The sequence below is a fragment of the Aliivibrio fischeri ATCC 7744 = JCM 18803 = DSM 507 genome (genome assembly GCF_023983475.1).
Classification (GTDB): Bacteria; Pseudomonadota; Gammaproteobacteria; order Enterobacterales; family Vibrionaceae; genus Aliivibrio; species Aliivibrio fischeri.
Window position 1 is genome coordinate 1059743 of record NZ_CP092713.1, and the last position, 24369, is coordinate 1084111.

A 24369-nucleotide genomic window follows, 5' to 3' on the forward strand; every position below is an offset into this window, starting at 1 on the left:
TTTAGTTTGCATCAGTGTTTTCCTCGTAGCATTTTCAATCCCAATTGTGGTTAGGGTATCTGGTTTATCAGCCGAAAACTGGCTGAAACCAAGCCGTTCAAATGACGTAAAAAATGTATCTGTTTTCCATTCACTTTATCTCGCAATTTAAGAACATTTTGTTCGCTTAATTACTACCGGTAAATTAGAATCAGGGCATAGAAAATCTTGGCAGGGCAGTTCTTTACCAAGTAGGCCAAGCCGAAAGTAAGCACGCACAACAATCGCATCAACACGATGCTTATTACATTCGGCGTTTTTGGTTTGAAGTGTAATTGGTTTGGTAAAGTTGGTCGTCAGCACGTGTTATGCCAGCGTTATGTATACAATCTGAAGGAAATTAAGTGTATATTTTTCAAAAAGGCCAGGTTTGCGATCTCAAAACTCGAGAATTAACTGAGTTGCTTGAGATGCTAGATCAAAAGTTAAGCTCATTAATTTTAGAAAGTAATAAATCAGAGGATCCAGACGCACTTGGTTTGTATGATAGAGCTGAATACTTTATTGGCATCGGTTTCGTTGCAATGCAGCAATATATAGCAGATACGATGTTTAACTCTAAAGTAAGTAAAAAAAATGCTCTTAACCTTGGTAATAAATCACCTAAAGGTATTCCTTATATTGCGATAATCAATTTTGCTGCAAATTGGTGGAAACATGAAGCTGAATGGGATTGGTTTGGTGAAGGTGAAATAGATCAACAAACGTTTAAAGATGTTTTGAATGTTTCAGGGTCTGTTGAATATCCACTTTCCAATATACTTTCGCATTTATGTGCTGAGAACGAACTTTCATTATCTCTAGTTATTCCAAAATTAGAAAGTTGGCGAGATGAGTTCATTAAATATCGTCAGAATCAATGTAACAATAACCAGTATACATAACAATCGCATCAACACGATTTACTACACTCGGCATCTCAGGTTGTCGGGTGTTTCTCGTTTTAAGACGTCAATTTTAGGTATAATCGCATGGTAGTAAACGTGTTATGCAGGCGTTACACGAACTCTAAGATCGCAGTTTTTTAGCTCAGTTCAGCGATTGAGCCGTTAGTTTTTTAGGTGTGAAAGTAAGGTGGATTTCCTTTTTCTTTGTTGCCTTTTGGTGTTCGTTTCATCAGGTTCGGCATTGAACTATTATTGCCCCAAATTCAGGCGTTTCAGAAGCTAATTTACGCTTCAATTGTTCTTTGGCTATGCCTCATTTTATCCTGCATCAGTGTTTTTCTCTCAGCATTTTCAATCCCAATTGTGGTTAGGACATTTGGTTTATCAGTTCCAAACTTGCTGAAACCAAATTGTACAAATGATGTAAGAAAAAGGATTGTTTCGTTTCACAGTTATTGTTGTTGATTGGATATTTTGCTCGCTTAATTGAACCAGTCTAATTAAACTCAATTTACAGCAAATCTTGGTAAATCAGTTCTTTACCAAGTTAATAGAAGCGTTGACGAAGATCGTGTAACAAAGCAATCAACACGATGCTAATTACATTCGGCGTTTGTGGTTTGAAGTATAATTGGTTTGGAAAGTCAGTCGTTCGCACGTGTTATTGCGGCGTTGTGCGTACTGAGTCCGAAATTTTTTGCACGGTTCATCAATAGAACCGAGACTTTCGTAGTTTCGGCTTAGTAAGCGTGAATTTCTTCTTTGTTGCTTTTTGGTTTCCGTTTCATCAAGTTCGGCAAATTAGCCCTTATTTCCCTAAGTTCAGGCGTTTCAGAGGCATTTTTACGCTTCAATTGTTCTTTGGTTATGCCTCATTTTAGTCTGCATCCGTGCTTTACTCTTGGCATTTTCAATCCCAATTGTGGTTAGGATATTTGGTTTATCAGCTCTAAACTTGTTGAAACTAAGTCGTTCAAATGATGTAAAAAGTGTGTTGGTTTTCCATTTACTTCATCTCGCAATTTAAGGATATTTTGTTCGCTTAATTACTACCGGTAAATTAGAATCAGGGCTTAGAAAATGTTGGAAGGGCAGTTCTTTACCAAGTTAGCCAAGCCGAAAGTAAGTCCGCACAACAATCGCATCAACACGATTTATTACATTCGGCATTCTGGGTTTGCCTTGGGTTTTGTTATTAGGGCGGTTAATTCAGGTTGGTTTGCATAGTAATAAACGTGTTATGCCAGCGTTACACGAACTCTAAGAACGCAGTTTTTTGGCTCAATTCAGCGATTGAACCGTTAGTTCTTTAGGCGTGAAAGTAGGGTGGTTTTCCTTCTTCTTTGTTTCCTTTTAGTTTTCATTTTATTAGGTTCGGCAACTGAACATTATTTCCAAAAGTTGATGGGTTTCAGAAACTAATTCACGCTTCAATTGTTCGTGGTTTTGCCTCATTTTATCCTGCATTAGTGTTTTCTTCTCAGCATTATCAATCCCAATTGTGGCGAGGATATTTGGTTTATCAGCTCCAAACTTGCTGAAACAAAATCGTACAAATGATGTAAGAAAAAGGGATTGTTTAATCTCGCAGTTTTTGCCGTTGAAGTGATATTTTGCTCGCTTAATTGAGCTAGTCTAATTAAACTCAGTTTACAGTAAATCTTGGTAAATCAGTTCTTTACCAATTAAAGCGAAGCGTTGACAAAGATCGTGTAACAAAGCAATCAACACGATGCTAATTACACTCGGCGTTTGTGGTTTGAAGTATAATTGGTTTGGAAAGTAAAGCGTTCGCACGTGTTATTGCGGCGTTACACGAACTCTAAGATTGCAGTTTTTTTGCTCAGTTCAGCGATTGAGCCGTTAGTTTTTTAGGCGTGAAAGTAGGGTGGGTTTCCTTTTTCTTTGTTGCCTTTTGGTTTTCATTTCGTCAGGTTCGGCATTGAGCTATTATTGTCCTAAATTCAGGCGTTTCAGCGGCTAATTTACGCTTCAATTGTTCTTTGGTTATGCCTCATTTTAGCCTGGATCAGTGTTTTTCTCTTAGCATTTTTAATCCCAATTGTGGAAAGGATATTTGGTTTATCAGTTCCAAACTTGCTGAAACCAGATCGTACAAATGGCGTAAGAAAAAGGGATTGCTTCGTTTCACAGTTATTGGCGGTGATTGGATATTTTGCTCGCTTAATTGAGCCAGTCTAATTAAACTCAGTTTACAGTAAATCTTGGCAAATCAATTCTTTACCAAGTTAATGGAAGCGTTGACAAAGATCGTGTAACAAATGCATCAACACGATTTGCTACACTCGGCGTTGTCAGTTTTCCTTTAGTTTCAGTGATTAAGGCAGTAAAATTCAGCTAAGCCTGTATCGTAGCAAACGTGTTATGCAGGCGTTAACTGCTTCTTTGTTACCTGTGCAATATATTGTACATTTTGTTTTTATGAATTATACTTGTTCAATATTAGGTACAACTCAACAAAGAGGTAATTATGCGTATAGTTTCTTTTACTGAAGCCAGAAATGGTCTTAAATCTGTTCTTGATGGCGTGGTTAATGATGCAGACTGCACAGTTATCACTCGTCGAGATTCTGAAGATGCGGTTGTAATGTCTATGGATTATTACAATAGTTTAATGGAAACGATATATTTATCTCGTTCTCCTGCAAATGCAGCTCATTTAAATAAATCAATTGCTCAATACAATGCTGGCCAAACTACGGAAAGAGGCTTGCTTGAATGAGTCGAATGTTAGCTTGGACTGATGAAGCGTGGGATGATTATTTATATTGGCAAGGACAGGATAAGAAAACCCTCAAACGTATTAATAAGTTAATCACAGATGCAAAGCGTTCACCGTTTGAAGGCATTGGCAAACCTGAGCCATTGAAAGAGAACTTAGCTGGTTTTTGGTCACGCAGGATTGATGATACAAATAGACTGGTTTATGCCGTTAATGATTCACATTTGACGATAATTTCTTGTCGTTATCACTACTAATTGAATCGCAGTTAACAAATGCATCAACACGATTTACTACACTCGGCATCTCAGGTTGTCGGGTGTTTCTCGTTTTAAGGCGTCAATTTTGAGTATAATTGCATAGTAGTAAACGTGTTATGCAGGCGTTAACTGCTTCTTTGTTACCTGTGCAATATATTGTACATTTTGTTTTTATGAATTATACTTGTTCAATATTAGGTACAACTCAACAAAGAGGTAATTATGCGTATAGTTTCTTTTACTGAAGCCAGAAATGGTCTTAAATCTGTTCTTGATGGCGTGGTTAATGATGCAGACTGCACAGTTATCACTCGTCGAGATTCTGAAGACGCGGTTGTAATGTCTATGGACTATTATAACAGTTTAATGGAAACGATATATTTATCACGTTCTCCTGCGAATGCTGCTCATTTAAACAAATCAATAGCTCAATACAATGCAGGTCAAACTACGGAAAGAGGCTTGCTTGAATGAGTCGAATGTTAGCTTGGACTGATGAAGCGTGGGATGATTATTTATATTGGCAAGGGCAGGATAAGAAAACGCTTAAACGTATTAATAAGTTAATCACAGATGCAAAGCGTTCACCGTTTGAAGGCATTGGCAAACCTGAGCCCTTGAAAGAAAACTTAGCTGGTTTTTGGTCACGTAGGATTGATGATACAAATAGACTGGTTTATACCGTTAATGATTCACATTTGACGATAATTTCTTGTCGTTATCATTACTAATTGAATCGCAGTTAACAAATGCATCAACACGATTTACTACACTCGGCATCTCAGGTTGTCGGGTGTTTCTCGTTTTAAGGCGTCAATATTAAGTATAATTGCATAGTAGTAAACGTGTTATGCAAGCGTTATACCTTGGTGTGCCCACAGAATTAGAACACATTCTATACTTAGGTTATACCTATCTGGAGGCTACCATGAGCAAGCATTATACTAAATCTTACCCTGAAGAGTATCGTAAAGAAGCTGTCCGACTCGCAGATCAAAAAGATAGAACGACGGCTTCCGTCGCGAAGGAATTAGGGTTACACCCTAATCAAATTTATAACTGGCGAAGACAGTTTAACCTTCTGACAAATAAACAGTTTACGGTTCATGATGGTATCGATTATTCAATAAAAGAAAACTCAGAAATGCGTAAGATGAGAAAAGAGCTAAATGACCTAAAAAAAGAGAATGAGTTCTTAAAAAAGGCAGCGGCGTACTTTGCCAAAAACCAAGAGTAAAGTACGCACTTATTCGTGATTTTAGAAGTAACTATAGTGTTCGTTTTCTTTGCCGAGTTTTAAAAGCATCTTCAACTGGTTTTTATGCATGGCATAATAAATCATTAAGCAAAGCCTCCAAAAGGAGGCTAGACTTTGAAAAGAAGATATTATCAACCTTTGCTGAGTTTGAGGCTAAATACGGCTCTAGAAGAGTTAGGAATGAGCTTGTAAAGCTAGGATATCCTTGTTCAACTAATTATGTAGCAAAGATCATGAAGGATCGAGGTATTAGAGCCCATAACGGAAAAGGCTTCCGTTATGGACGACGAGTTGAATCAACTCGTAATGTGGTAGGCAACATTTTAGACCGGCGCTTTACCGCTGAAAGCCCCAATGAACGTTGGACAACAGATATTACGTACATTTGGGTTAACGATAAATTTATGTACCTGGCCGTTGTTATGGACTTATTTTCAAGGAAAATAATTGGGTGGTCATTAGACGACTCAATGACTGAGGTTCTTATTTCAGATGCATTAAAAATGGCCTTCCGTCGAAGAAAGATTAAACAAGGTTTAATCATTCATTCAGATCGAGGAGTTCAATACCGTTCTAACAATTATCAAGAACTTATAAATGATAATGGTTGCGTCCAAAGTATGAGTCGAACAGGAAACTGCTGGGATAATGCAGCAATGGAATCCTTTTTCAGTCGACTAAAAGTCGAACTGATTTACCCAAAGAATTATCAAACAGTTACCGATGTTCAAACTGGCATATTTGAATATATTGAGATCTTCTATAATCGTAAGCGCAGTCACTCAACATTAAACAACTTGAGTCCATTTGAATTTGAAAGTAAATTTGTAAAATAAAGTGTTCGCTTTTCGAGGGGCACACCAACCTTTAGTGTGTTTCTAAATCCATTACTTTACAGCGTATTGGTAATATACTTATTTTCGCATTAGAAGAAAGGTCTCGTACAAACTCAAAGCATTTAGTTAAGTCTTGAGTTTCTATTTTTAAATTATTATCAACTCGACCATCATCTGTCATGTCAGTATTAACAACACTAGGGCATAAACAGCAAACATTAATATTAAAAGGGAGAAGCTCATTATAGAGTGATTCACTATAACTTATTATTGCTGATTTGGTTGCTGAGTATGCCGCTATTTTGGGTACAGATTTTAAACCTGCTGTTGACCCTATGTTATATATCTCTCCAAAGCCTTGAATTTTCATTTTTTCGGCTAATAAATTACAAATAATCATAGTGGAGAGTACATTGACATTCATTAACTCAGATAGCTCATAGGAAGTTAAGCTGGTGTTTCCTGCTCTTAATATTCCAGCACTATTAACAACAACATCAATTTTTTTATATGAATTAATAATGGATTTTATTTCAGACTCAACAGCACTTGGGTTGTTGAAATCTACTGCTACGGTTTTTATTACGCACGATGAATATAACTTTTGTAATTCTGTTTCTATCTGTTCTAGATTTTCTTTTGTAAGTGCCAACAAGATTAATGAATAACCTTCCTGAGCAAAGTAATGGGCAATAGCTTTGCCTATTCCTCGGCTAGCTCCGGTTATTAATGCAATTTTCTCCATAAGAAACTCTCTAATTAAGTAGATAAAAAAGTCAATTCTTAGTTTTAAATTTCTATTGTTTTACTAATTTTGATAAAGCATTACTTTCTGATTTTTTGTCTGTATAACGCGATATCATCGATGGTTAAAACAGGCAAGTTATGTTTATCTGCAAAAGTAACTATTTCTTGCGTCTTGGACATTGAACCATCAAAATTTGTTACTTCACATAAAACACCTGCTGGGGTGAGTCCAGCCAACACCATTATATCAATTGTTCCTTCAGTATGTCCACGCCTAGTTAAAACACCGCCATCTTTTCCTCTTAACGGGAAAACATGTCCAGGTCTGGCAAGATCGTATGCTATGGCTTCTTTTTTACAGGCCGTTTTAATTGTTGTAACTCTATCGGATGCAGATACACCTGTTGTTACACCCTTTCTAGCTTCTATTGAGATAGTAAATGCTGTTTGATTTACACTTTCATTATCTTTAACCATTGGTGGAAGTTCAAGGTCGTCAGCTCTATCTTCTGTCAGACATAAACATACTATACCACTACAATTACGGATCATTAGAGCCATTTGTTCTGAGGTCAGATAATCTACTGAATATATAAGGTCTCCCTCATTCTCACGACACTCATCATCAAGTAACAAAACGCCATTACCTTGCTGAACAGATTTTATAGCCTGCTCGACACGTTCAAAAGGAGAACCAAATTTACTAATTAGTGACTCTTGGTTATGTATCATTACTACAAACTCCATATTGGTAGTTAATTAAGATATTAGATATTTCTTTTATCTACGTCATAATGATTTTATTACAATTTTAGTTATGTTATTACTGTAAATTATTACAGGTTGATCTTTTACTAGTCATATAAAAGGTATAACAAATGCATCAACACGATTTGCTACACTCGGCGTTGTCAGTTTGCCTTTAGTTTCAGTAATTAAGGCGTTAAAATTCAGCTAGGCCTGTATCGTAGCAAACGTGTTATGCAGGCGTTATAACCTCAAGAGGAAATCATGGAATTAGAGGCTTTTGGATATAAGGATTATGATCAGCTTACTGCCTGGATAGATAGCGAAAAACTTTGTTATTTGTGGGGCGGGCCAGCTTATAAATATCCTCTTACTCACGAACAAATTGAAACTCATTGTAAGCAGTTACAGGTGTTTCCATTTCTATTTACTGTTGAGAATAATCCGGTTGGTTTTGTGGAGCTTTACCAAGTTTCAGTTAATGAATTTCGTATCTGTCGCGTATTTATCTCACCTGAATATCGAGGCCAGAATTTAGCTCAAACCATGCTACAGCTACTTATTGAAAAGGCTCAGGTTAATTACAAAGCTAATTTACTGACATTAGGTGTTTTCAGTCACAATAAATCAGCTATTTCATGTTACGAAAAACTGGGTTTTGTAGAATTTGAGCAGGTAACTAATAGCTTATCATTTGATGGTGAGAGTTGGGATTTGTCACGCATGGAAAAACGGTTATAACAAATGCATCAACACGATTTGCTACACTCGGCGTTGTCAGTTTGCCTTTAGTTTCAGTGATTAAGGCGTTAAAATTCAGTTAGGTCTGTATCGTAGCAAACGTGTTATGCAGGCGTTAAATGCCTAAGGTTTATATATCTCTTTTAAATAATCAACACATGTGTTTATATACAGTCATTATGTGAAATCAAAGGTGATCTTATGAAGTGTATAAACTGTAGTTTACAACAAAGTGATAAAAATAAGTTTTGTTCTGAGTGTGGTACAAAATTAAAACCAGTGTCATCCACGGATATTACTACTGGTGATAACTCTGTAAATGTAGGTATTAATAGTACTATTGATAATAGCACTATCAATCTGTATACCGGACCAAAAGATGACCCTAAAGATGTTGCTTATATTGAAAGAAAACAAATTAAGCCATTGAGTTTATTTGGTTTTCACTTAAAAACAACATGGTTGATTTATAGTGGTATAATTTCGATGTTAGGTAGTTTTGCAAGTATCTTTAGTGTCTGGAGTTTTGGTAGTACGTGGTTATTGTTATTAATGCCATTAGGTGGATTTGCCTTTGTAATGGGGATTGCTTTAAAAAGACAAAAATTTGCTCATTTTTGGGCATTTTTAAATATTGAAGCAGGAATAGATGATAGGATTTATAAAACGGTAATTGAAGGCGATTGTCCGAAATGTACAGGAAAACTTAAGTTACGAAGTATAGGACCTGAAAATGATAAAAAAACAATAGTAAGATGTACCCGTAATCCTGATCACCTTTGGAGTTTTGACCCTACTGTATTAGATGATCTGTAAGGCATTTAACAATTGCATCAACACGATTTACTACACTCGGCATCTCAGGTTGTCGGGTGTTTCTCGTTTTAAGGCGTCAATATTGAGTATAATTGCATAGTAGTAAACGTGTTATGCAGGCGTTATAAGCACCGATTTATTAAGGTTATTTGAGCCAGAGGTAAAGGTTTGAAATTTTCTACGCGTTCAGCGAAAGATAGTGATTTTGAGTTCTTATTTGAACTTAAAAAGGCGGCTGAATTTGAGCCAATTAAGGCTGTGTTTGGTTGGGACGATAAAATCCAACGTGAAATGCATCAAGATGAATGGGATGAAGAAAAACCAACCATCATTGAAATGTCAGGTGAAGCAATCGGTAGCTATTTGCTTCAAAACAAAGGCGACCATTTCTATTTTTGCCGTTTCTTTTTATTGCCAAGTTTTCACGGAAAGGGAATAGGAAGCCAGGTTTTAAGTCAGTGTTTAAAATTTGCTGATAGCGAAAATAAACCAGTGAAATTGTGTTATTTGCAAGGTAATCGGGTAGGCGGTTTATATCGTAAATTTGGTTTCCAAGTAACATCAGAAGGTGCTCAATTTGTTCATATGAACCGTGTGAGAGTGTGCTTATAACAAATGCATCAACACGATTTACTACACTCGGCAATCTCAGTTTGCCGAGTGTTTCTCGTTTTAAGGCGTCAATATTAAGTATAATTGCATAGTAGTAAACGTGTTATGCAGGCGTTATATTTTCAAGGAGGTTCAGTGAAAGGTTTATTTTTAGGTGCAGGTGCTTCAGTCGAATGTGGTATGCCGCTTGTTTGGGCGTTTACGAGTACGTTGTCGAAAAATATTTTATCTAGATTGGATATAAATTTATTCAATTTTCACGATGACGAAAGTATAAAAAAGAGATTTGTTTCAGTTTTTCAAAGTGAAACTATGCACTATGAAGAAATGGTGAAGTATTTAGAAAATTGGAAACTAGAAGCGGAAACACCTCAAGAAGAAGAGATTGTTAGCGGTTTAATCAAGCAGGTTACTGAGTGTATTCAGTTGTTGTTACTGGAGATGCAAGAAAAGTGCTTACCTAAAATGAAATTTAGGTTTAAAAATTATTTTGGATTGGAGGCATTGCTTGAGCAACAAGGTAAAATCGAAATATTTTCTCTTAATCATGATCTGATTATCGAAGAGCTATGTGCTTATTATTGTTTGGGCTTAAAAGACGGTTTTTACGCCAATAGAGAGCACAACTACATGAATCTAGGTGAATTTAGGTTAATTACTTCGGAAGAACTATCGGAACAAAAATTAGACTTCTATGAAGAAAATGAGAAAGGAATAAACCTACTGAAACTTCACGGATCTTTTGATATTTTCGCCATTGAAGATAAGAAAACATATTTAAAATCAGTAGGTAATGGAAGTCTCGGTTCTTTTGTGTCTGCAATCAGAAATATTGAATCAAAGAGTTTAGAAGTTTGCCAAAAAATGCAAAACCGAGGGGTTAATGAATTGTTTGTTAATGACTCTTCTGGTGAGCTACAATTTCTAAGGCGTTCATTATTATCTGGGGGTCATAAATTCAAAGGTAAATTTGAGCAGATCGCTCCTGTTGCATTGTTTAATGCATTTAAAAGTAGAATCAACAATGTTCAAGAGTTAGTAGTTATTGGTTACGGTTTCGGTGATGAGCACGTTAATGAAGTTATGCTTGAGTGGCTATCAAATTCGGATAACCAGCTAACGATTACTAACCCGTATTGTAATGAGATTCCTGATTTTCTTAAAATTTACCAAGCTCAAGTGAAAATAATTAAGAAAGGCTTAACAGACTATCTTTTGTCTATTGATCCATTAAAGGATACTCCTGAAAGGAAAGTACAAAGAGAACTAATACAGTACTTAGAAACTCTTTCATCTGATGAATTAACAAAATTAGTAAAACAGAGTCGCTCCGCGAAGGTACATCCACAAGCTTAGTGAAATGAAAATATAACAAATGCATCAACACGATTTACTACACTCGGCATCTCAGGTTGTCGGGTGTTTCTCGTTTTAAGGCGTCAATATTAAGTATAGTTGCATGGTAGTAAACGTGTTATGCAGGCGTTAGCTGCTTCAAAGAAGGAATTTAGTATGCAAGATGAGAAATGGCTCTCAGGTACGGAGCTCAAAGGGAAAATAGTCACATTAATTCCACTACAACTAGATCATGCGTCAGCTCTTGTTGAAACGGCTTCTGATGGTGAACTTTGGGACTTATGGTATACGAAAATACCAAATAAAGAGACTGTAAACGGTTATATTGAATTGGCTTTAAGCGAACAAGGCGCTGGGTGTTCTTTGGCTTTTTCTGTCATTGATAATGAAACTCAAACCATAATCGGTACAACTCGTTTATGCCACGCTGATTGTGTGAATAAACGGGTAGAAATCGGTTATACGTGGTATGCGAAAAGCTACCAGAGAACATCAGTAAATACCGAATGTAAGTTCCTTCTTCTTTCTCATGCATTTGAAAACCTCTCAGCAATCGCAGTTGAGTTTAGAACTCATTGGCATAATCACGCTTCACGTAATGCAATCGCTCGTTTGGGCGCAAAGCAGGACGGTGTAATTAGAAATCATCAACAAATGGCAGATGGTAGCTATCGAGATACCGTTGTATTTTCGATAATTAATAGTGAGTGGCTGGCCGTAAAAGCTAGTTTGTTATTCAAACTGGAAAGGCGCAGCTAACAAATGCATCAACACGATTTGCTACACTCGGCGTTGTCAGTTTGCCTTTAGTTTCAGTGATTAAGGCGTTAAAATTCAGCTAGGCCTGTATCGTAGCAAACGTGTTATGCAGGCGTTATACGAACTCTGAGAATGCAGTTTTTGGGTTCAGTTCAGCGATTGAACCATTAGCTTTTTAGGTGTGAAAGTAGGGTGGTTTTCCTTTTTCTTTGTTGCCTTTTGGTGTTCGTTTCATCAGGTTCGGCATTGAACTATTATTGCCCCAAATTCAAGCGTTTCAGAAACCAATTTACGCTTCAATTGTTCTTTGGCTATGCCTCATTTTAATCTGCATCAGTGTTTTCCTCTTAGCATTTTCAATCCCAATTGTGGCTAGGGTATTTGGTTTATCAGCTCAAAACTGGCTGAAACCAAATCGTACAAATGGCGTAAGAAAAAGGGATTGTTTCGTTTCACAGTTATTGCCGTTGAAATGATATTTTGCTCGCTTAATTGAGTCAGTCTAATTAAACTCAATTTACAGCAAGTCTTGGTAAATCAGTTCTTTACCAAGTTTATCGGAGCGAAAGCAAGGCTCGTATAACAAAGCAATCAACACGATGCTATTTACATTCGGCATTCGCGGTTTAGAGTATAATTGGTTTTGTAAGTCGGTCTTTCGCACGTGTTATTGCGGCGTTATGTGATTGGAGATATCAACGTATGTCAGATGCAAAAAAATTTGGATTACATTTCCCTATAGGTAACGATCAAACACTACAGGTGCTTAAAGGTCACTTATTACTTGAAGAGTCTATCCGTGAATTCTTAATTGTATTAACTAGTCATCCAGCAGCGTTAAAAGGTGATTCAGGAACATCATTTGATTGCCATCAAGCAATTTGTATTGTTCAAGCATTTTATCCTTTTAGTGATCAAATTGATTGGGTTTGGGAGTCAGCTAAACGATTAAATAGATTAAGAAATAAGTTAGCTCATAACCTGGAACCAAACGGGGTGAGTGATTCGATAGCTGCTTTCAATAAGTATGTGTATGAATGCGCACCTTCTCAGATTGAGGAAGCTAAAAATAGTGAGTTGGGTACTTTAAAAAATGCTGATTTTATGTTTTCAGTTATGGCTGTATGTAGCCAATTAGCTGTTCATAAAGAAGAGTTTAAGCAAATATCACATAACAAATGCATCAACACGATTTGCTACACTCGCCGTTGTTAGTTTGCCTTTAGTTTCAGTGATTAAGGCGTTAAAATTCAGCTAGGTCTGTATCGTAGCAAACGTGTTATGCAGGCGTTATGTGATGTTCTAGATCTCTGCAATTTACCTGTGGTAAAATAATGGCTTATATATTCTTGAGATTATTTTAATGATAGGCATCATTCAAAAGTATAAAATTGTATTGATTTTAGTAGCTTGCGGTTTAACACTTTTCGGTTTAGCTGCAAACCAACCGCATGGTTTCATAGTTTTTTGTATTCCTGGTATTTTGCTTGGACTTTTAATTTATTTGACAAATTTTAGTAATAAACCTAATAGTATCGCAAAAAATAAGAGTGACACTTCGGCTGACGAATTACTAAAATGGCATCAACTTAAAGAGGATGGTATTATTTCAGATGAAGAGTTTAAGAAAAAGAAATTAGAAATACTCGGCTAAATAGTCAACTCATTAAATCACACATAACAAATGCATCAACACGATTTGCTACACTCGGCGTTGTCAGTTTGTCTTTAGTTTCAGTGATTAAGGCAGTAAAATTCAGTTAAGCCTGTATCGTAGCAAACGTGTTATGCAGGCGTTATATGCATTTTAAGCTTAAAGGCTATTTTATTGGATTGTAGATGATGGAATATTTATTGGTTCTTCTTCATGTAGCTTTAATTTGGATGCTAGCTGTCGCGACCCCTGGTGCTAATGTTCTTTTAACGATCAACACTGCACTTAATTACGATCGTAAAATTGCGGCTTTTTCTGCTTTCGGTGTTAGTTGTGCGACGTTATTGTGGTCGTTTTTTGGAGGCTCAGGCTTAGTTATTCTCTTTTCTCATTTCCCTAAATTATTTGGTTTAATGAAAGTGGTCGGTGGTAGTTATTTATTGTATTTGGGAATGCGTCAGATTTATCTAACTCGAAAAATAAGGAGGTTAGGTGAGTTAACAGAAATCAATCAAACGATATTACCATCGAAAAGAAAGGTTTTTATTTCAGCTTTTATCACCAGTATTTTAAACCCAAAAACGGGTTTCTTCGTCGTTAGTTTATTCAGTGTTTCCATGCCTGAAAACATGAGTGCAACGATGATATTAGCAATTATGATAACAATGGTTTCAATTACACTTGGTTGGCATTTATTCTTAGCTACGGTGTTTTCCCATGAATCAGCTAAAAGCGTTTATGCTCGCATTTCTAGGGTTATAGATTATGTCACTGGTGGATTGTTTACCATTTTTGGCATCAAAGTAATGACCTCATAGTAAGAATGGTTGTTTGCATATAACAAATGCATCAACACGATTTGCTACATTCGGCATTCTAGATTTCTTTTGGTTTACCGAGTTAAGTGGTAAATTTAGGCTTAATCTGCATAGTAGCAAACGTGTTATGCAGGCGTTATGTGTTTCCGATGGAAATATAGGCTTATTTTGTCGTAAATCTTCAATACGTTGATTGCAGAATAGAAAATAATGTAGGTTTATTATCAATTAAACAAAAGGTTAAGAGTGAAATGATACGACAATATACTCCACAAGATATCAATGCAGTTTTAGATATTTGGCTTAACTCCTCAATTAAAGCGCATGATTTCGTATCTGCTGAATTTTGGGTATCGCAAGTTGATAATATGCGTGATATTTACATCCCTGCATCTATAACTTATGTGGCCGAGGTGGACTCAAAAGTTGTTGGATTCTATTCTTTGTATGAAAATATGTTAGCTGCAATTTTTGTATCACCAGAGTATCAAGGTAAGGGGATTGGTAAGCAGTTAATTTCCCATGCCAAAGAGCAATGCCCAGTGCTTGCTCTAAATGTATATTCTGAGAATGTGGCAAGCTATCAATTTTATTTATCTCAAGGTTTTACTGTAATCAGTGAGCAAGTGTGTGAGCATACAGGGCACATGGAATACACGATGAGTTCAAACACATAACAAATGCATCAACACGATTTGCTACATTCGGCATTCTAGGTTTCTTTGGATTTACCGTGTTAAGTGGTAAATTTGGGCTTAATCTGCATGGTAGCAAACGTGTTATGCAGGCGTTGTGCGTACTGAGTCCGAAATTTTTTGCACGGTTCATCAATAGATCCGAGACTTTCGTAGTTTCGGCTTAGTAAGCGTGAATTTCTTCTTTGTTACCTTTTGGTTTCCGTTTCATCAAGTTCGGCAAATTAGCCCTTATTTCCCTAAGTTCAGGTGTTTCAGAAGCTATTTTACGCTTCAACTGTTCTTTGGTTATGCCTCATTTTAGTTTGCATCAGTGTTTTCCTCGCAGCATTTTCAATCCCAATTGTTGTTAGGATATTTGGTTTATCAGTTCCAAACCTGCTGAAACCAAACCGTTCAAATGATGTAAGAAATGTATCTGTTTTCCATGAACTTTGTCTCGTAATTTAAGAACATTTTGTTCGCTTAATTGGCATCGGTAAATTAGAATCTAGGCTTAGAAAATCTTGGCAGGGCAGTTCTTTACCAAGTTGGCCAAGCCGAAAGTAAGCACGCACAACAATCGCATCAACACGATTTATTACACTCGGAGTTCTGGGTTTGCCTTGGGTTTCGTGATTAAGGCGGTTAATTCAGGTTGGTTTGCATAGTAATAAACGTGTTATGCCAGCGTTAAATCGCAAAGGAAAGTATATTGAAAGATAAAGAGAAAATTGCATTATTCATCGATGCAGACAATGCTCCAGCAGCTAAAATTGATTCAATTCTTTCTGAATTAGCTAAGTTCGGAGTTGTTAATATTCGTAAAGCTTATGGTAACTGGAAAAATTGCACCTTGAAGTCTTGGGAAGATGTATTACATGAGTACGCAATACAGCCTATACAGCAATTTGATTTAGTAAAAGGTAAAAATGCGACAGATATTGCTTTGGTGATTGATGCAATGGATGTTTTGTATACAAAGGATGTAGATATTATCTGTATAGTATCTTCTGATTGTGATTTCACTCCATTGGTCACTAGGGCTTTAGCTGACGGGAAATTTATAATCGGATTTGGTGAACGTAAAGCACCTTCTGCTTTTGTTAATAGTTGTTCTAAATTCCTCTATCTTGATCAAGAAGATGTTGAAAATAAACCTGTTCAAAAGAAAACCCAAAGTATAAAAAGTGACACTAAGCTTATGAATTTATTAAGACAAGCTATTGGTGCTGTTGATGAAGATGATGGTTGGACAATGCTTGGGCAAATAGGTACGCATATATCAAATCATGCGTCGTTTGATCCTCGAAATTATGGTTTCAAAAAACTTAGCGATTTATTTTTAGCTATCGATTTATTCGAAATGAAAAAGACGCATGGTTCTGTTTATTGGGTAAGAGAAAAGAAAAAAGCTAAGAATAATAAAGCTAAATAGTTTTTTGCAATTTAACAAATGCATCAACACGATTTGCTACATTCGGCATTCTGGATTTCTTTTGGTTTACCGTATTAAGTGGTAAATTTAGGCTTGATCTGCATGATAGCAAACGTGTTATGCCGGCGTTATATTTTTTAATGGAAAACCGTAGGTATGAATATAGAAGAAATAGTAGCTCATAATTATCTCGAAGGACTAAACATTGGGAAAATATGCTATGAACCAGATGGAAATAGACCTCCTGATTTTCGGTTAAATAAAGATATAGCTATTGAAGTTACTAGATTAAATGAACATATTGAGATCCAAGGTAAAATTAAAAGATTAGATGATGATCGGTCAGCAATTATTTCCTTTATCAAAAGAATATTACACTCATTTCAACCAGATTTTTCTGACGGTCAATTTTGGGTTGAAATTAAGGTAAAGAGACCTTTTGGGGATAGAAAAAAAACGGGAAGAAAATTAAATAATTTACTTTCTTCATTTGAATCAGCTACAAATATCGATTGTGTTAAGGAATATGAAGTTACGGACGCTCTTTCAATTAAATTTTTAAGATGTGATTCAGATAAGCTAAGTTCTGCTTTTAGATTAGGATGTTTCTCTGAGCATGACACGGGAGGTTGGGTTGGTGAAGAGGTATTAAACAATATAACTTATTGTATTAATATCAAGTCATCAAAAATTAAGCCCTATATAAATTCTTATAAAGAATGGTGGTTAGTTTTAGTTGATACATTAGGATATGGTGATTATGACGAATATGTTGGAATGTTGAAGTCTAGCATTGATAAGAAAGCATTTAGAAAAGTCATAGTACTTGACAGAGAAACTGGAAGCTATGCATTTGAAATATAACAAATGCATCAACACGATTTGCTACATTCGGCATTCTAGGTTTCTTTTGGTTTGCAGCGTTAAGTGGTAAATTTGGCTTGGTTTGCATGGTAGCAAACGTGTTATTCAGGCGTTACACGAACTCTAAGATTGCAGTTTTTTGGCTCAGTTCAGCGATTGAGCCGTTAGTTTTTTAGGCGAGAAAGTAGGGTGGTTTTCCTTTTTCTTTGTTGCCTTTTTGTGTTCGTTTCATCAGGTTCGGCAATTGACCATTATTGCCAAAAGTTCATGGATTTCAGAAACCAATTCACGCTTCAATTGTTCATGGTTTTGCCTCATTTAGGTCACCATCTGTATTTTGCTCTTAGCATTTTCAATCCCAATTGTGGCAATGATATTTGGTTTATAAGCTAAAAACTTGCTGAAACCAAATCGTACAAATGGTGTAAGAAAAAGGGATTGTTTCGTTTCACAGTTATTGTCGTTGAATGGATATTTTGCTCGCTTAATTGAGCCAGTCTAATTAAACTCAGTTAGCAGTAAATCTTGGTAAATCAGTTCTTTACCAATTAAAGTGAAGCGTTGACAAAGATCGTGTAACAAATGCATCAACACGATTTGCTACACTCGGCGTTGTCAGTTTGCCTTTAGTTTCAGTGATTAAGGCAGTAAAATTCAGCTAAGTCTGTATCGTAGCAAACGTGTTATGCAGGCGTTATACGATTAAAAGAGGTAATAATGAAGACTTTTAGATTGTTTGTTCGTAATACTCTACTCTCTTTAGGGATAACTAGCAGTATAGTTACTGTCTTGTGGGCAATCTTTTCAGCTCAATTAAATGATCTGGTTAAAGATTGTGAATGGTTGTTTTTAGGTTCGATTATTATTATAAATATCATTTATGGTGTTATATCTGTATTGCCTAAAAATAGTGTTAAGTTGAAACTGGGAGAGAATTTAAAGGTTGATGTTGGGTTTGGTGATCTTTTTCAAAAAGAAGGGGTTGTCGTCATTCCTGTTAATGATTATTTTGATACGTTAGTTGATGAAAAAGTTGTTAGTTCTAATACGATACATGGTATTTTCGTGAAACGTTTTTTTTCAGGTAACGAAAAACTACTGAAACGTTTAATTTCAGCATCATTAAAAAATATAGTGCCGGTTGAAGTAAATAAAACTAGAAAGCAAGGTAATCATTCTCGCTATGCACTTGGAACGGTTGCTTGTGTTCCTTATGAAGGCAAGCGATACTTTTTAGTTGCATTGACTAAATTTAATGAGAACTATCGAGCTGAAGTTACTAAATCAGAGTACCAAAGAGTATTATGTGATTTATTTGATTATATTGAACAAAACTCACAAGGAAATAGAGTTAATGTACCTCTTATTGGTGGGGGGCATTCAGGACTTGAACTACCGAAACAAAAGTTACTTGAATTCTTACTGTTATCTATAACATTAAATGACAAACTTACATTAATTAATGGTCTTGATATTGTCTTACATCAAAGTGTTAAAGATGAAGTTAGTCTTAATATCATAGAAAGTTATTATCAAACATTATAGGGATAAAGATGGCATATAGAAATGGTACATATATCGCATTTCATGCGAATGGAACAACAGATCCTACAGCCTCAGATATCAAATTTTATAATTTGATGAAAGCTTGGACAAATAAAACTGATGATGATTTTTCATTTATTAACAGTCATGAAAAGACAGCATCCGTACGTGATAGCAGTAAAAAAATAACGTTACGTTCTCGTTTAGTTCAAAGACTTAATAATTCTAAGCACCTTGTTTTAATTATTGGTAAAACAACGAAAGATGATACTGACTGGGTGCCATTTGAAATTGAACACGCAATTGATAAATGCAAAATGCCAGTAATTATTGTGTATGCGTCTTCTATTATTAATACAGAGAATGCGATTCGTAATCCTAAGAATTTATCGCATTATTGGCCAAAATCTTTGAAACAGAGAATAGAAAACGGGTCAGTTAATGCCATTCATATTCCTTTTAAGAAAGCACCGTTAATTGATGCAATTGGGCAGTTTAATATACAAAAACAGCCAACTGGCAAAGGCTATGGAATCTACAGTGAGGAAGCTAATTCAAATTTTGGGTTAAATTAATCGTATAACAAATGCATCAACACGATTTACTACACTCGGCAATCTCAGTTTGCCGGGTGTTTCTCGTTTTAAGGCGTCAATTTTAAGTATAATTGCATAGTAGTAAACGTGTTATGCAGGCGTTACACGAACTCTAAGAATGCATTTTTTTGGCTCAGTTCAGCGATTGAGCCGTTAGTTTTTTAGGCGAGAAAGTAAGGTGGATTTCCTTTTTCTTTGTTGCCTTTTAGTTTTCATTTCATCAGGTTCGGCAATTAAACATTATTGTCAAAAGTTCATGGGTTTCAGAAACCAATTCACGCTTCAATTGTTCATGGTTTTGCCTCATTTTAGTCTGCATCAGTGTTTTGCTCGCAGCATTTTTAATCCCAATTGTGGCGAGTATATTTGGTTTATCAGCTCAAAACAGGCTGAAACCAAATCGTACAAATGGTGTAAGAAAAAGGGATTGTTTCGTTTCACAGTTATTGTCGTTGGTTGGATATTTTGCTCGCTTAATTGAGTCAGTCTAATTAAACTCAGTTTACAGTAAATCTTGGTAAATCAATTCTTTACCAAGTTAATAGAAGCGTTGACAAAGATCGTGTAACAAAGCAATCAACACGATGCTAATTACACTCGGCGTTTGTGGTTTGAAGTATAATTGGTTTGGAAAGTAAGGTGTTCGCACGTGTTATTGCGGCGTTATGTTGCAATGAAAATTCATATAAATAGGGGGCAGAATGTATAATCAAATCATAGACTTTTGGTTTAATGAACTTGAGCCAAAGGACTGGTGGCAGAAAAATGAAGAATTAGATTTGATGATTCAAACTCGTTTTTCAGATATTCATAATGAAGCAAAAGCTGGTGAATTATTTTCTTGGCGTCAAACCGCGCTAGGAGCATTGGCTGAAATCATCATTTTAGATCAGTTTTCACGTAACATTTATCGTGATAAACCAGACTCATTTTCTTGTGACCCTATGGCTTTGTCTTTAGCTCAATTTGCGATATCTAATGGTTTAGATAAGCAATTAACAGATGCACAACGTATTTTTATGTATATGCCATTTATGCATAGCGAATCAAAGTTAATCCATATTGAAGCCGTTAAATTATTTGAATCCGTTGGAATTGAAAGTAATATCGACTTCGAACATAAGCACAAAGTGATTATTGAGCAATTTGGTCGTTATCCACATAGAAATGATATTCTTGGCCGTATTTCAACAAAAGAAGAATTAGAATTCCTCAAACAGCCAAATTCTAGTTTCTAGCGGATTAAGCAACATAACAAATGCATCAACACGATTTGCTACATTCGGCATTCTAGGTTTCTTTGGTTTTACCGTATTAAGTGGTAAATTTGAGCTTAATCTGCATAGTAGCAAACGTGTTATGCAGGCGTTATATTCACAAAGCTTAAAAATTAAATCCGTATTAATTCCGTACAAGTTGCGCTTTGGTTGTTTAAATCTTATACTTAGATCAAATACGGAATTACTCCGTACAATTGGAGGTTTTATGGCTACTGCAAGACTTGATATCCGCTTGGATGAAGAAATCAAAGCTAAGGCTGAAAAAGCATCAGCTTTACTTGGTTTAAAAAGCTTAACAGAATATGTTGTTCGTCTAATGGACGAAGATTCAACTCAGGTGATTTCTGAGCATGAAAGCATCACTGTTGAAGCAAATGTATTTGACCAATTCATGGCTGCTTGTGATGAGGCTAAGGCTCCGAATAACGCATTACTTGAAGCGGCTGCATTTACTAAAAGTGGTGAGTTTAAGTGAGTTATTCCAAAACTTTCAAAGAGTTGGATAAATCACAGCACGATAGAGCATCATTTGACTGTGGGGAAAAAGAGTTAAATGATTTTATCCAAACTCAAGCTGCTAAACATATGCAAGCAGGTATCAGCCGCACAATGGTTTTGCCTGCTTTAGTGCCATTACCAAATCAGAAATATCCAATTTGTTCATTTTATAGTATTGCGCCAAGTTCGATTAGTCGTGATACGTTGCCACAATCGATGGCTAAAAAATTACCGCGCTATCCAGTTCCTGTTTTCCTTTTAGCTCAACTTGCAGTTCATAAAGAATTTCATGGAAGTGGGCTAGGTAAAGTTAGCTTAATCAAAGCTCTCGAATACCTTTGGGAAATTAACTCTCACATGAGAGCTTATGCCATTGTTGTTGATTGTTTAACTGAACAAGCAGAGTCATTCTACGCAAAATATGGTTTCGAGGTTCTTTGTGAAATCAATGGTCGTGTAAGAATGTTCATTCCGATGAAAACAGTCGGTCAGTTATTCATTTAGACGTAAGAGTGAATATAACAAATGCATCAACACGATTTGCTACACTCGGCATTCTAGGTTTCTTTGAGTTTACTGTATTAAGTGGTAAATTTGAGCTCAATCTGCATGGTAGCAAACGTGTTATGCAGGCGTTACACGAACTAAAGATTGCAGTTTTTTTGGCTCAGTTCTGCGATAGAACCGTTCGATTTTTAGATGTGGAAGTTGGGCGGTTTTCCTTCTTCTTTGTTGCCTTTTAGTTTTCATTTCATCAGGTTCGGCAATTGACCATTATTGCCAAAAGTTCATGGATTTCAGAAACCAATTCACGCTTCAATTGTTCATGGTTTTGCCTCATTTCGGTCAGCATCAGTGTTTTGCTCGCAGCATTTTCAATCCCAATTGTGGTTAGAATATTTGGTTTATCAACTCAAAACTTGCTGAAACCAAATCGTACAAATGGTGCTAGAAAAAGGATTGCTTCGTTTCGCAGTTTTTGTGGTTGAACGTTTCTTTTGTTCGCTAATTTAGCTTTTGTAATTTAGAATTGGTTTCTAAATATTATTGGTAAATCAGTTCTTTACCAATTAAAGCGAAGCGTTGACAAAGATCGTGTAACAAAGCAATCAACACGATGCTAATTACATTCGGCGTTTGTGGTTTGAAGTATAATTGGTTTGGGAAGTAAGGCGTTCGCACGTGTTATTGCGGCGTTAGCTGCTGGAGTACCCCACGAAAAGTAGACACTCTCTATTTTACTTATTTTCATACTCAACTGGGCTTACATAGCCTAACGCTGAGTGCCTTCTTTTACGATTATAGAACACTTCGATGTACTCGAAGATCCCAGCTTTGGCTTCATTTATAGATTGATAATCTTCCGCATAAATCAGTTCGACTTTTAGTCGACTGAAAAATGATTCCATTACTGCGTTATCCCAACAGTTACCTTTACGACTCATACTTGGCTCTCCGCCATGTCTACGCATAAAGTCTTGGTACTTTTGAGAACGATATTGTACACCGCGATCTGAGTGGATAATAAGCCCCTTAGGGGGCTTACGTGATGTGAATGCCATTTTCAAAGCATCAGTCACCAGTTGTTCAGTCATTGTTGTATTCAATGACCAACCAACAATACGTCTAGAATGTAAATCCATTACTGTAGCTAAGTATAGCCAACGATCTTTAACCCAGATATAAGTAATGTCTGTTACCCATTTTTGATTTGCTACTGGCGATTCAAAATCTCGACGTAATAAGTTATCAGCTACGTTCGTTATAGCAGCAACATCTTTGATATATTTAAATGACTTGCCATTACGTGCTTTTATCTGCTTTTCTACCATAATATCAGCAATATAATTAACACTGCAGGTCTCACCTTGTGCGACTAATTCCCTGGTAATTCGAACTGCTCCATAACGAGCTCGAAACTCAGCATAAGTTTGCATAATTAGCAGCTCAAAATGTTGTCTTCTCAATAGCCGCTCGCTCGGTGAGCGGCATCTCCAGCGATAATATCCAGATCTAGATACCTTCAAAGCGCGACACATCAGCGTCACCGTGTATTCTCCGATAAAGCTATGAATATATTCGTACTTTACTCTTGGCGCTTCGCAAAGTACGCAGAGACCTTTTTTAAGAATTCTAACTCTTCTTTGAGTCGCATATTTTCAAGTTTTAATTGCTGCATTTCTTTCGTCTCCTGCTTTGAATAATCAATACCCTCAAGGGTATTGAATTGTTTATCAGAGAGGCGTGTAAATTGACGTTTCCAATTAGCTATTTGTTGCGCACTGACACCAAGCTGCTTAGCAACTTGTGTTGCAGTTCGGTCTGGAAGTTGTGAGAGACGTACAGCTTCTTTTCGAAACTCTTCCGTGTACGCTGACTTTCTTTGTTTACTCATATAACACCCCTTGATTAGACTGTAGTTCTAACTTAATGTGGTGTCTACAAAACGTGGGTAACTCCACTGCTTAGGGGGAAAATTGAAAACAATATTTGTTGAGGAAAGCTATTCAAGCTTTGAAGACTTACATGATAAGAAATGGATTGAAAATATATTTATCATCACTAAAGGTAAAGGATTAGATAGCATTGTTGATGATTTTGTAAATCAATGGTGGGGAACTGCTCGAATGTTTACTTTACCATGGCTGGCATCAATACCGGATGATAATCTAGAGAAAACCCAAATAGTAAGGTGGGATAGCTTATTTAACAATATTGGATTTAATGGTGCAATTTGGAAAGTTGCAGAAAGTTCCTATTGCTCATTTTATTATGCATATGAATGTTTACTAGTTTCATTATTAAGCTATTTAGAGCAGGAGGATCTCCGAGTTACTGACCGTAAATTTAACAGTCTATTGATAAAATATTTTGGCGAAAGCGGACTATCTAGATATTGGTCATCTAAATCGATTTCTATTTCACGAGAATTGCGTAACTCGATTGTTCATAATGGCGGTAAGGTAACTGTAAGGCTACAAAAGTTGGGCTACGATCAGCATTTATCTGGAGATCATATAAAAGTAGCAGCGACGGATGTTCGTTTATTACACACAACATTACAAATGCTAGTGACTGATTTAATTCATACAATTATTGAACGACGCAGCTAACAAATGCATCAACACGATTTGCTACACTCGGCGTTGCAGTTTGCCTTTAGTTTCAGTGATTAAGGCGTTAAAATTCAGCTAAGTCTGT

29 protein-coding genes are annotated in these 24369 nt (G+C 36.1%); 25 read left to right on the top strand and 4 right to left on the bottom strand.

The features are described from left to right. The first annotated feature begins 383 nt into the window (after positions 1-383). The 7 genes from AVFI_RS18275 to AVFI_RS18305 all read left to right on the top strand — a co-directional run bounded on the left by AVFI_RS18275 (position 384) and on the right by AVFI_RS18305 (position 6023). Positions 384-923 carry a hypothetical protein gene (locus AVFI_RS18275; protein WP_188863941.1) on the top strand — a complete coding sequence of 180 codons (540 nt, stop codon included), beginning with the start codon at positions 384-386 and terminating at the stop codon, positions 921-923. 2494 nt (positions 924-3417) lie between these two features. After that, the gene (locus AVFI_RS18280; RefSeq protein ID WP_012551877.1) at positions 3418-3669 is read left to right on the top strand and encodes a type II toxin-antitoxin system Phd/YefM family antitoxin; all 252 of its coding nucleotides are present in this window, start codon (positions 3418-3420) and stop codon (positions 3667-3669) included. Continuing rightward, the gene (locus AVFI_RS18285; protein ID WP_017019086.1) at positions 3666-3926 is read left to right on the top strand and encodes a Txe/YoeB family addiction module toxin; all 261 of its coding nucleotides are present in this window, start codon (positions 3666-3668) and stop codon (positions 3924-3926) included. Before AVFI_RS18280 ends, AVFI_RS18285 begins: the two co-directional genes overlap by 4 nt. A gap of 225 nt (positions 3927-4151) precedes the next feature. After that, entirely contained in the window at positions 4152-4403 is a 252-nt protein-coding gene (locus tag AVFI_RS18290; protein WP_012551877.1) for a type II toxin-antitoxin system Phd/YefM family antitoxin, read from the top strand. Further along, positions 4400-4660 carry a Txe/YoeB family addiction module toxin gene (locus AVFI_RS18295; protein WP_054776274.1) on the top strand — a complete coding sequence of 87 codons (261 nt, stop codon included), beginning with the start codon at positions 4400-4402 and terminating at the stop codon, positions 4658-4660. Before AVFI_RS18290 ends, AVFI_RS18295 begins: the two co-directional genes overlap by 4 nt. Before the next feature lie 197 nt (positions 4661-4857). Further along, complete coding sequence (locus AVFI_RS18300) at positions 4858-5166, top strand: transposase (protein ID WP_023604646.1); 309 nt, start codon at positions 4858-4860, stop codon at positions 5164-5166. A gap of 11 nt (positions 5167-5177) precedes the next feature. Further along, positions 5178-6023: an IS3 family transposase gene (locus AVFI_RS18305; protein WP_054776360.1), complete on the top strand. Its 846-nt coding sequence runs from the start codon at positions 5178-5180 to the stop codon at positions 6021-6023. A 31-nt stretch (positions 6024-6054) separates the two neighbouring features. Here AVFI_RS18305 and AVFI_RS18310 read toward each other — a convergent pair whose 3' ends face one another. Further along, complete coding sequence (locus AVFI_RS18310) at positions 6055-6768, bottom strand: SDR family NAD(P)-dependent oxidoreductase (protein ID WP_054776348.1); 714 nt, start codon at positions 6766-6768, stop codon at positions 6055-6057. An 80-nt stretch (positions 6769-6848) separates the two neighbouring features. Then, entirely contained in the window at positions 6849-7502 is a 654-nt protein-coding gene (ribB, locus tag AVFI_RS18315) for a 3,4-dihydroxy-2-butanone-4-phosphate synthase (protein ID WP_199414935.1), read from the bottom strand. Positions 7503-7781: 279 nt separating this feature from the next. Here ribB and AVFI_RS18320 point away from each other — a divergent pair, with 279 nt between their 5' ends. From AVFI_RS18320 to AVFI_RS18400, 17 genes are all read left to right on the top strand, one after another. After that, complete coding sequence (locus AVFI_RS18320; protein WP_054776303.1) at positions 7782-8258, top strand: GNAT family N-acetyltransferase; 477 nt, start codon at positions 7782-7784, stop codon at positions 8256-8258. Between the two features lie 201 nt (positions 8259-8459). Continuing rightward, the gene (locus AVFI_RS18325) at positions 8460-9074 is read left to right on the top strand and encodes a zinc ribbon domain-containing protein (protein WP_188863988.1); all 615 of its coding nucleotides are present in this window, start codon (positions 8460-8462) and stop codon (positions 9072-9074) included. 168 nt (positions 9075-9242) lie between these two features. After that, complete coding sequence (locus tag AVFI_RS18330) at positions 9243-9686, top strand: GNAT family N-acetyltransferase (protein WP_054776304.1); 444 nt, start codon at positions 9243-9245, stop codon at positions 9684-9686. A 135-nt stretch (positions 9687-9821) separates the two neighbouring features. Further along, a complete protein-coding gene (locus tag AVFI_RS18335) occupies positions 9822-11042 on the top strand; it encodes a hypothetical protein (protein WP_188863987.1) in 1221 nt (406 codons plus the stop codon). 156 nt (positions 11043-11198) lie between these two features. After that, a complete protein-coding gene (locus AVFI_RS18340) occupies positions 11199-11801 on the top strand; it encodes a GNAT family N-acetyltransferase (protein WP_054776305.1) in 603 nt (200 codons plus the stop codon). Between the two features lie 702 nt (positions 11802-12503). Then, positions 12504-13016, top strand: coding sequence for a hypothetical protein (locus AVFI_RS18345; RefSeq protein ID WP_199414945.1), 513 nt, complete (start codon positions 12504-12506; stop codon positions 13014-13016). A 148-nt stretch (positions 13017-13164) separates the two neighbouring features. Further along, positions 13165-13455, top strand: a complete 291-nt coding sequence (locus tag AVFI_RS18350) for an SHOCT domain-containing protein (protein WP_065622842.1) — start codon at positions 13165-13167, stop codon at positions 13453-13455. Between the two features lie 188 nt (positions 13456-13643). Then, positions 13644-14273 carry a LysE family translocator gene (locus tag AVFI_RS18355; protein ID WP_188864000.1) on the top strand — a complete coding sequence of 210 codons (630 nt, stop codon included), beginning with the start codon at positions 13644-13646 and terminating at the stop codon, positions 14271-14273. Between the two features lie 251 nt (positions 14274-14524). Continuing rightward, positions 14525-14950 (top strand): N-acetyltransferase, encoded by a 426-nt coding sequence (locus tag AVFI_RS18360; protein WP_054776361.1) that lies wholly within the window; start codon positions 14525-14527, stop codon positions 14948-14950. A gap of 712 nt (positions 14951-15662) precedes the next feature. Further along, positions 15663-16385: an NYN domain-containing protein gene (locus tag AVFI_RS18365; protein ID WP_061030751.1), complete on the top strand. Its 723-nt coding sequence runs from the start codon at positions 15663-15665 to the stop codon at positions 16383-16385. Positions 16386-16541: 156 nt separating this feature from the next. Continuing rightward, positions 16542-17249 (top strand): hypothetical protein, encoded by a 708-nt coding sequence (locus AVFI_RS18370; protein WP_054776323.1) that lies wholly within the window; start codon positions 16542-16544, stop codon positions 17247-17249. Between the two features lie 717 nt (positions 17250-17966). Further along, positions 17967-18794: a macro domain-containing protein gene (locus AVFI_RS18375; protein ID WP_155663021.1), complete on the top strand. Its 828-nt coding sequence runs from the start codon at positions 17967-17969 to the stop codon at positions 18792-18794. An 8-nt stretch (positions 18795-18802) separates the two neighbouring features. Then, positions 18803-19369, top strand: coding sequence for a TIR domain-containing protein (locus AVFI_RS18380; protein WP_054776326.1), 567 nt, complete (start codon positions 18803-18805; stop codon positions 19367-19369). Between the two features lie 722 nt (positions 19370-20091). After that, positions 20092-20628, top strand: coding sequence for a DUF924 family protein (locus tag AVFI_RS18385; RefSeq protein ID WP_054776341.1), 537 nt, complete (start codon positions 20092-20094; stop codon positions 20626-20628). A 247-nt stretch (positions 20629-20875) separates the two neighbouring features. Then, positions 20876-21145, top strand: a complete 270-nt coding sequence (locus AVFI_RS18390) for a type II toxin-antitoxin system TacA family antitoxin (RefSeq protein WP_054776342.1) — start codon at positions 20876-20878, stop codon at positions 21143-21145. After that, entirely contained in the window at positions 21142-21672 is a 531-nt protein-coding gene (locus tag AVFI_RS18395) for a GNAT family N-acetyltransferase (protein ID WP_199414926.1), read from the top strand. The genes AVFI_RS18390 and AVFI_RS18395 overlap by 4 nt, the downstream gene beginning before the upstream one ends. An 8-nt stretch (positions 21673-21680) precedes the next feature. Next, entirely contained in the window at positions 21681-21911 is a 231-nt protein-coding gene (locus AVFI_RS18400) for a cupin domain-containing protein (RefSeq protein ID WP_054776343.1), read from the top strand. 495 nt (positions 21912-22406) lie between these two features. Here the strand turns inward: AVFI_RS18400 and AVFI_RS18405 are convergent, their stop codons facing one another. Beyond that, positions 22407-23300, bottom strand: coding sequence for an IS3 family transposase (locus AVFI_RS18405; protein WP_188863971.1), 894 nt, complete (start codon positions 23298-23300; stop codon positions 22407-22409). Further along, on the bottom strand, positions 23255-23563 hold the full coding sequence (locus AVFI_RS18410) for a transposase (protein WP_214651632.1): 309 nt from the start codon (positions 23561-23563) through the stop codon (positions 23255-23257). The genes AVFI_RS18405 and AVFI_RS18410 overlap by 46 nt, the downstream gene beginning before the upstream one ends. 82 nt (positions 23564-23645) lie before the next feature. Here AVFI_RS18410 and AVFI_RS18415 point away from each other — a divergent pair, with 82 nt between their 5' ends. Beyond that, positions 23646-24281 (top strand): hypothetical protein, encoded by a 636-nt coding sequence (locus AVFI_RS18415; RefSeq protein ID WP_054776335.1) that lies wholly within the window; start codon positions 23646-23648, stop codon positions 24279-24281. The last annotated feature ends 88 nt before the right edge of the window (positions 24282-24369 follow it).